This window comes from Arthrobacter sp. 135MFCol5.1, from assembly GCF_000374865.1.
In the GTDB taxonomy this organism is placed as follows: Bacteria; Actinomycetota; Actinomycetes; order Actinomycetales; family Micrococcaceae; genus Arthrobacter.
In genome coordinates, this window is sequence record NZ_KB895469.1 from 52,791 (window position 1) to 59,730 (window position 6,940).

The following is a 6,940-nucleotide window of genomic DNA, read 5'->3' on the forward strand; positions in this document are numbered from 1 at the left end:
GCCCGCTTAAGGCGCCGCCCGACTTCGTGAAAGAATCAACGCATGCCTGAAACTGCCGCCACAGCTGACACCCGTACGCCCTCAGGACGCCTGGCCCTCGCCGCGTCGCCGGAAAAAATCGCGCTCGGACCCCTCGACGGCCGCTACCAGCCCGCCGTCGCGCCCCTGGTCGATTACTTGTCAGAGGCCGCACTGAACCGGGACCGCGTGGCCGTTGAAGTGGAGTGGCTCATCCACCTGACCAGCAACAACGTCCTTCCCGGCGCCGGCCCGCTGAGCACGGAACAGCAGGAGCAGCTCCGCGCCGTCGTCACGGAGTTCGACGCCGCCTCGGTGGCCGAACTCGCAGAGATCGAGGCCGTTACGGTCCACGACGTGAAGGCTGTGGAGTACTACATCGGGCGCCGCCTGCCCGCCATCGGCATCGAAAACCTGACCGCCATGGTCCACTTCGGCTGCACGTCCGAGGACATCAACAACTTGTCCTATGCCCTCGGCGTGAAGGGTGCCGTGGAGGACGTGTGGCTCCCCGCTGCCCGCAAGCTCGTGGCGCAAATCAGCACCATGGCGGAGGAGAACCGCGCGGTTCCCATGCTGTCCCGCACGCACGGCCAGCCGGCCACCCCCACCACCCTGGGCAAGGAACTGGCTGTCATCGCGCACCGCCTGACCCGCCAGCTGGACCGGATTGCCAGGACCGAATACCTGGGCAAGATCAATGGCGCCACCGGCACCTACGCCGCCCATGTGGCCTCTGTCCCGGGTGCTGACTGGCAGCAGGTGTCCAAGTCCTTCGTTGAGGGGTTGGGCCTCACCTGGAACCCGCTGACCACCCAGATCGAAAGCCACGACTGGCAGGCCGAGCTGTACGCCGACGTCGCCCGCTTCAACCGGATCCTGCACAATGTCTGCACCGACATCTGGAGCTACATCTCCATCGGCTACTTCGCGCAGATCCCCGTCGCCGGCGCCACGGGCTCCTCCACCATGCCGCACAAGGTCAACCCCATCCGGTTCGAAAACGCTGAAGCCAACCTGGAGATCTCCTCCGGCCTGCTGGACGTCCTGGGTTCCACCCTGGTCACCTCCCGCTGGCAGCGCGACCTCACCGATTCCTCCAGCCAGCGCAACATCGGCGTAGCTTTCGGCCACTCCCTGCTTGCCATCTCGAACGTTGCCAAGGGCCTGGAGCGCCTGGACGTGGCCGAGGACGTGCTGGCAGGCGACCTGGACACCAACTGGGAAGTCCTGGGAGAGGCCATCCAGATGGTCATGCGCGCAGAGGCGATCGCCGGCGTCGAAGGCATGGAGAACCCGTACGAACGGCTGAAGGACCTCACGCGCGGCCACCGCGTGGACGCCGCCCGCATGCGGGAATTCGTGCAGGGCCTGGGCTTGTCCCCCGAGGCCGAGGCCCGGCTCCTGGACCTCACGCCCGGCAAGTACACCGGCATTGCGGACCAGCTGGTGGACCACCTGAGGTAAAGCCCACAACAGGGCAGGAACGCACGACGACGGCGCCGGGTCCGGGAGGGTCCGGCGCCGTCCGTGTATCCCGGCCCGCGTGCCGGCCTGCCGCTGCGGCGCAGGTGAGAGCCGGTGTCCGATCGGGTGGGAAACTGGAATCATGAGGCTGCTCCTGATCCGTCACGGCGAGACCCCCGGCAACGTCCTGGGCCAACTGGACACCGACCACCCCGGTCCTGGATTGACCGAACTGGGTGAACGCCAGGCCGAGGCCATGGCACGGGCCCTGGCCAACGAGCGGATCGGGGCGCTCTACGCCTCCACGCTGATCCGGACGCAGATCACCGCGGCCCCGCTGGCCCGGCGGCATTCCCTGGACATTGAAGTCCTGGACGGCCTGCACGAAATCGAGGCAGGCTCCCTGGAGAAGCTCACGGACCACGAATCGCACAAGCGCTACATGGGGACCGTTATCTCCTGGGCCGCCGGGAACCTGGACCAGCGCATGCCGGCGGGACCCGACGGCCATGCCTTCTTCGACCGCTTCGACGCTGCCATCGCGAACGTGGTGGAGCGGGCGGTGCGGGACCGGCACGGCACGGCGGCCGTCGTCAGCCACGGCGCCGCGATCCGTACGTGGACGGGGCTGCGGGCCCGGGGTGCAGGACACGAGTTTGCGGCCCGGCACATCCTGGCAAACACCGGAATCGTGGCGGTCGAGGGGAGCCTGGATGGCGGGTGGAACCTAATCCACTGGGATGGCAGCCCCGTAGGCGGCCTTGCCTTGGCCGACCCGACGGCAGAAGATCCGACCGGCCGGGACGTCACGGCTCCCTAGAGCTGCTGCCGGTGCCGGCGGCCGGGGAAGATCCGCCGCGTCCTGCACGGACTGCCCTGGCTGCCCCGCGGAACCGCGGGGACAAGCCGGGCTGCCATTGCGGCTGCGTCCGCCGCCGCCGGCCTCTGCGTGGCGTCCATCGCAGTCAGTGCGCGCAACAGGACGCCCCAGTCGCCCAGGTGGTCCGGGACCTTCGGGGACCTCAGGGTCCGGGCCACGAGGGACTCGATTGCCGTCCCTGGGAACGCCTTGGTCCCGGTGAGGAGTTCCAGGAGGACCAGGCCCAGGGCATAAACATCCCACGACGGGTCCGCTACGTGGCCGGAAGCCTGCTCCGGACTCATGTAATGCACAGTCCCGGAGGAGATGCCCGGTTCGGGGGCAGAACCCGCAGGCGCGGCAATCCCGAAATCGATAATCCGCACCGGACTCCTCCGCAGGCCGCTCAACATCAGGTTGGCCGGTTTGATGTCGCGGTGCACCAGTCCCCTGGAATGAAGGTGCGCCAGCGCACCGAAGAGACCGCGCGCCCACACGGCAATATCTGCCTGGGGCATGCTCCGCATCCGGATGGCCTCCGCGAGGCTTGTCCCGAGCGCCAGTTCTTCGATCAGGAAGGCATGCCCGGCGGAAGGACTACCTGCAGGCATGACGCCTCCGGCAATAAACCTCACGATGGAGGGGTGGTCCAGCCCGGCCAGGACCGCCGCCTCATTGTGGATCCGCTGCTGGTGCTTCCGGTGTCCTGCTGTGGCAATCTTGACGGCGGCATCGGGGCCGCCTTCCAGGTCAACGGCCCGGAACACCTCGGCAGCGGATCCGCGACCCAGCCTTTCGCCAAGCCGGTACCGCCCGGCCAACACGACGCCCGCGGCCGGATTGGGGGGCTGCTGCACTGCCGCGGGCAGCACCGTCCCGACGGCGGTCATGCCGGCAGGACAGCTGAGGAGGATTCCTGGCGGGAGGCGCCCGCTGATCGTTTGCGGTCACCGCCCGCAGGCCACGCATCGAGCTGGAACCCGCAGCCGCAGCGCCACACGGGCGGAAGTTCAATGCTGTTGCTGTCAGCCGGCGCGAACGTGTAGCTGGCGCCCTCGGAGCCCACAGCGGGAGTGACCAGCTGCATTGCAGTACCGCAGTGGATCGCGGACTTTCCCTGCGGCGCGGAATTGCCGTCCAGGGAGGGTCGCACCATGCGGGGACTCGTCAGCATTGCCGCATCATCGCAGGGATCAGGCGGTGAAATTTCGGTGAAAGTAACCAACTCACTCACGACTCCGTTGGGAAGCAGCTTCGGGGAACAATCGTAAGCTTACATATAACTAGTTGATCTAGCTAGTCCGCCTAGCTAATCTTCTTTGCTTCCCCGTCATGCGCAGCAAGGGCGTCCGTCATCCGCTGCAGGAAATCAACCACGATGCGCGCATCCTCGGCCGAGAGGCTTTCCGCCACGGACATCATTCGGCGATGCATGGCCCCCAGCGTTTCGCGGACTTCCTTATCCGATTCCCCGGTGGCGATGACCACCACAGAGCGCCGGTCGGTGGGGTGCGGTTCACGCCGGACATGGCCGCTGGCAACGAGCCGGTCGATCAACGACGTCGTGGAAGCGCTCGTGATATTGAGGAACTGGCTCAGGTCCTTGGGCACCGCCTGCTTGCCGGACGCCTGCACCCGCAATAGGTACCGCAGGGCGAGAATGTCCGTTTCGCCCATGCCCATGGAATCCCTGGTGGTACGGCGGATTTCCGTCTCCGCCGACCGGTAGTCGCGGAGCGACTTCAAAACCGCTGCGCTGTAGTCCAGCTGCCCGTCAGGCCCATACCAGTAGCCGGAGCCCTCATTGCCCGTAGAAACCATGGAATCATTTTAGACCAACTGATAACTAGCCTGCCAAGCAACTTACGGATACGCAGCGGAATGGCGTTATCCAGGTGCTTACCGTTAGGAAACACCCGCGTAATCCCGGGCACCTAGCCTTGTCAGGCATACCCCTCCGGCGAATCGAGGCAGATATGCAGACAAACCCCAGGCTGAACATCAGGCAGGTCCCCTGGTCCAATCCCGTGGGCGCTGATCTTCGCCGCGCCCAGCAGGCCGAACTCGACGCCCGCTTTGGCCGGCCGGACCACGAACCCGGCCCGCCGCCGTCGGGCGCCGACTGCGCCGTCTTCCTGGTGGCCTATGACAAGGGCTCGGGACAGCCCGTGGGCTGCGGCGGGCTGCGGCTCCTGGACGGATCGACGGCGGAGATCAAAAGGCTCTACGTCCTGCCCTACACGCGCGGTTCGGGCGTCGCCAGCTCCATCCTGGCGGCCCTGGAGGCAGAGGCCTTCAAGCAGGGCATCACGCGCATCAAGGCGGAAGCCGGCTCGGCCCAGCCCGACGGAAGGAATTTCTACGAAAATTCCGGCTTTGAGGCGATTCCAAATTTTGGGCCCTATACCGGGGTGCAGCACTCTTACTGCTACGCCAAGAGCATCAACGCCCGCAGCGCCGCCCACACGGCCATGGCCTAGGACCGGCATGATCACCATGCAAGCCGTCCTCACCATCGAGGAGATCGCCTCCGTCAACCTGAACGCATCCGGCAAACCCGCACCGCACGGTTACACGGAGACCACCTACGACCGCAACCGGATCCCCACCCACCGCCTCACGGATACGCTGCAGCAGGACTGAGCCGGGCGGCGAGGTTGAGCAGGCGGTCCCGGAAGGGTTGGGCACCGTCCGCCAGAGCCACCTTCATCATCGCCGCGGACCCTAGGCTAAGGGCGCGCGTCCGCAGCCGGCGCTGCCGGTCGTAGGCGGCGAGCGCCTTTTCCCGCGGCAGGCTGTTCAGCAGATCCGCCAGGACCACGGCGTCCACCAGCGATTCACAGGCGCCCCGGCCGAGGTTGGGCGTCATGGCATGCGCCGCGTCCCCTACCAGCACCGCCGCACCGCTGACATAGGACCGCAATGGGGGCACAGTCCAGATCCTTTGGGCCAACGAAAGCTCCGGACTCGCGGCGGCCAGCACCTGCCGGATGGCGGGTGCGTGGTCCGCAAAGCGCCGCCTGGCCTGCGTGAGCGCCTCTTCCACGTCGATTCCCGTGGGGCCGAGCGTTGACCGCCAGCTCCCGTACCAGTTGGTTCCCCCGGGGGCGGCGGCAATGCCGAACAGGTCGCCCTGCCCCCAATACTCCCCCACCTCGCCGGCTTCTACCGGGGACGGAATGGTGCCGCGGACAGCGAGGGCGGAAGTCAGCCTGGCATCCGATGCAGTGCCCCACACTTCGCGGCGGACCACGCTGTGCACCCCGTCGGCACCCACCAGCAGCCCGTCCACCGGAGGCAATTGCCGCACATGGGAAGCCACCCTGCGGACGGTTCCGGGCACGGCTCCATCCAGCAGCCGCAACAGGTCCACCCGGGAAATGCCGAACAACTCCCCGCCCCGGACGGTGACCCAGGGCTTGCCTGCGGCATTGCGGATGGACCCGTTTCCCAGCACCGGGCTGACCGCACGCGCCCCGGCCAGGACCCCCACCCGCGCCAGCGCACGCTGCGCATTGGGCCACATGGCCAGCACGGCGCCCACCGTGGGCAGTTCGGGGCGCTTCTCGAATATGGACACGTCATAGCGTGAAGGGTCCAGGCTGGCCGCCAGGGCCAGGCCCGCGATGCCGCCGCCCACGATCGAGATCGCTTCCATGCAGGCAATTTTACTACTTTTGTAGTGGCATGGAAGAGGCACTTACACTGGGCGCATGCCTGACCGCCGCACGGAACTGATGGATGCCGCCCTGGGGGTGGTTGCGAACAAGGGAATGAAAGGCCTGACCCATCGCGCCGTCGACGCCGCCGCCGGACTCCCGGAAGGCACCACGTCCAACTACTTCCGGAGCCGGGCAGCCCTCGTGGAGGCCGCGCTGGACCGCCTCCTGCAGCTTGACGCCGGACTGCTGCGGGAGGCCGGTCCGGCCGGACCGCCGCCGGGCATTCCGGAACTGGCGGACCAGCTGGCCGCCATGGTGCTCGCCCTGGCCCGGCAGCACGCCGGCCTCACGCGGGCGCGGCTGGCCCTGTCGCTGGACCGGCCCGAGGCGGTGACCGCCGGCCACTACCTGCTGGTGGGCGGGTTGGAGCAGGCCTTGGATGGTTTGGGAGTGGCGGGCGCAGCAAGGCGGGCGCAGGACGTCGCCGACTACGCCGACGGCCTGTTGCTCCACCTGCTCACCGTCCGCCGGGACCAGCAGCCCGACGTGGCCGCAACCGCAGCGGCGATCCGCCGCCTGCTGGCCCCGTAAAGCGGGCCCGGCAGTCCGTCGTCGTCCTCCCTGGCCCCTAGGACGCGCCGGGCCAGCCTGTGTACGCCTCGGCAAGGTAGGCCATGCCGTGCCGCGATGAAACCACGGAATTCAGTTCGCCAAGCTGGCGGGCCCGGGAGAAGTCGTCGGCGTCCGCGGGGGTGTGCAGCATGGTGGTCATCCAGTACGAGAACTGCTGCGCCTTCCAGACCCGATCCAGGGCGCGGTCGCTGTAGGTGTCCAGCAGGTGTCCCGATCCGGAGTTGTAGTGGCTGTCCAGCCCCTCGAAGAGGACCTTGACGTCGTTGATGGCCAGGTTCAGGCCCTTGGCTCCGGTGGGCGG

General features: G+C 67.4%; 9 protein-coding genes and 1 pseudogene. 5 read left to right on the forward strand and 5 right to left on the reverse strand.

The genetic code is table 11. The features are described from left to right. Positions 1-42 precede the first annotated feature (42 nt). On the forward strand, positions 43-1,485 hold the full coding sequence (gene purB / locus C563_RS0119190) for an adenylosuccinate lyase (RefSeq protein ID WP_018763698.1): 1,443 nt from the start codon (positions 43-45) through the stop codon (positions 1,483-1,485). Between the two features lie 142 nt (positions 1,486-1,627). Continuing rightward, positions 1,628-2,305 carry a histidine phosphatase family protein gene (locus C563_RS0119195; protein WP_018763699.1) on the forward strand — a complete coding sequence of 226 codons (678 nt, stop codon included), beginning with the start codon at positions 1,628-1,630 and terminating at the stop codon, positions 2,303-2,305. On the opposite strand, the gene C563_RS0119200 is transcribed toward C563_RS0119195, so the two are convergent. The 3 genes from C563_RS0119200 to C563_RS0119210 all read right to left on the reverse strand — a co-directional run bounded on the left by C563_RS0119200 (position 2,302) and on the right by C563_RS0119210 (position 4,165). Further along, positions 2,302-3,234, reverse strand: coding sequence for a serine/threonine-protein kinase (locus tag C563_RS0119200; protein ID WP_018763700.1), 933 nt, complete (start codon positions 3,232-3,234; stop codon positions 2,302-2,304). The genes C563_RS0119195 and C563_RS0119200 overlap by 4 nt on opposite strands. Then, positions 3,231-3,500, reverse strand: coding sequence for a hypothetical protein (locus tag C563_RS0119205; protein WP_155845223.1), 270 nt, complete (start codon positions 3,498-3,500; stop codon positions 3,231-3,233). The genes C563_RS0119200 and C563_RS0119205 overlap by 4 nt, the downstream gene beginning before the upstream one ends. A 149-nt stretch (positions 3,501-3,649) precedes the next feature. After that, positions 3,650-4,165: a MarR family winged helix-turn-helix transcriptional regulator gene (locus C563_RS0119210; protein WP_018763702.1), complete on the reverse strand. Its 516-nt coding sequence runs from the start codon at positions 4,163-4,165 to the stop codon at positions 3,650-3,652. 155 nt (positions 4,166-4,320) lie between these two features. Between C563_RS0119210 and C563_RS0119215 the strand changes: the two genes are divergently transcribed. Further along, on the forward strand, positions 4,321-4,824 hold the full coding sequence (locus C563_RS0119215; RefSeq protein ID WP_018763703.1) for a GNAT family N-acetyltransferase: 504 nt from the start codon (positions 4,321-4,323) through the stop codon (positions 4,822-4,824). Between the two features lie 7 nt (positions 4,825-4,831). Further along, positions 4,832-4,987 (forward strand): annotated as a pseudogene (locus tag C563_RS22300) (acyl-CoA thioesterase); the annotation flags it as partial. Here the strand turns inward: C563_RS22300 and C563_RS0119225 are convergent. After that, the gene (locus tag C563_RS0119225) at positions 4,962-6,002 is read right to left on the reverse strand and encodes an FAD-dependent monooxygenase (protein ID WP_043424459.1); all 1,041 of its coding nucleotides are present in this window, start codon (positions 6,000-6,002) and stop codon (positions 4,962-4,964) included. The pseudogene C563_RS22300 and the gene C563_RS0119225 sit on opposite strands and share 26 nt — an antisense overlap. A gap of 55 nt (positions 6,003-6,057) precedes the next feature. Between C563_RS0119225 and C563_RS0119230 the strand changes: the two genes are divergently transcribed. Beyond that, the gene (locus C563_RS0119230; RefSeq protein ID WP_018763706.1) at positions 6,058-6,597 is read left to right on the forward strand and encodes a TetR/AcrR family transcriptional regulator; all 540 of its coding nucleotides are present in this window, start codon (positions 6,058-6,060) and stop codon (positions 6,595-6,597) included. A gap of 37 nt (positions 6,598-6,634) precedes the next feature. Here C563_RS0119230 and C563_RS0119235 read toward each other — a convergent pair. Next, a partial coding sequence (locus C563_RS0119235; RefSeq protein WP_026265132.1) for an FAD-dependent monooxygenase occupies positions 6,635-6,940 on the reverse strand: 306 nt, incomplete at its 5' end.

Coding starts and splice junctions, on each gene's coding strand:
- C563_RS0119215 (WP_018763703.1), top strand. CDS start 4,321: ATGCAGACAAACCCCAGGCTGAACATCAGGCAGGTCCCCTGGTCCAAT.
- C563_RS0119230 (WP_018763706.1), top strand. CDS start 6,058: ATGCCTGACCGCCGCACGGAACTGATGGATGCCGCCCTGGGGGTGGTT.
- C563_RS0119225 (WP_043424459.1), bottom strand. CDS start 6,002: ATGGAAGCGATCTCGATCGTGGGCGGCGGCATCGCGGGCCTGGCCCTG.
- C563_RS0119205 (WP_155845223.1), bottom strand. CDS start 3,500: ATGGTGCGACCCTCCCTGGACGGCAATTCCGCGCCGCAGGGAAAGTCC.
- C563_RS0119200 (WP_018763700.1), bottom strand. CDS start 3,234: ATGACCGCCGTCGGGACGGTGCTGCCCGCGGCAGTGCAGCAGCCCCCC.
- C563_RS0119210 (WP_018763702.1), bottom strand. CDS start 4,165: ATGGTTTCTACGGGCAATGAGGGCTCCGGCTACTGGTATGGGCCTGAC.
- purB (WP_018763698.1), top strand. CDS start 43: ATGCCTGAAACTGCCGCCACAGCTGACACCCGTACGCCCTCAGGACGC.
- C563_RS0119195 (WP_018763699.1), top strand. CDS start 1,628: ATGAGGCTGCTCCTGATCCGTCACGGCGAGACCCCCGGCAACGTCCTG.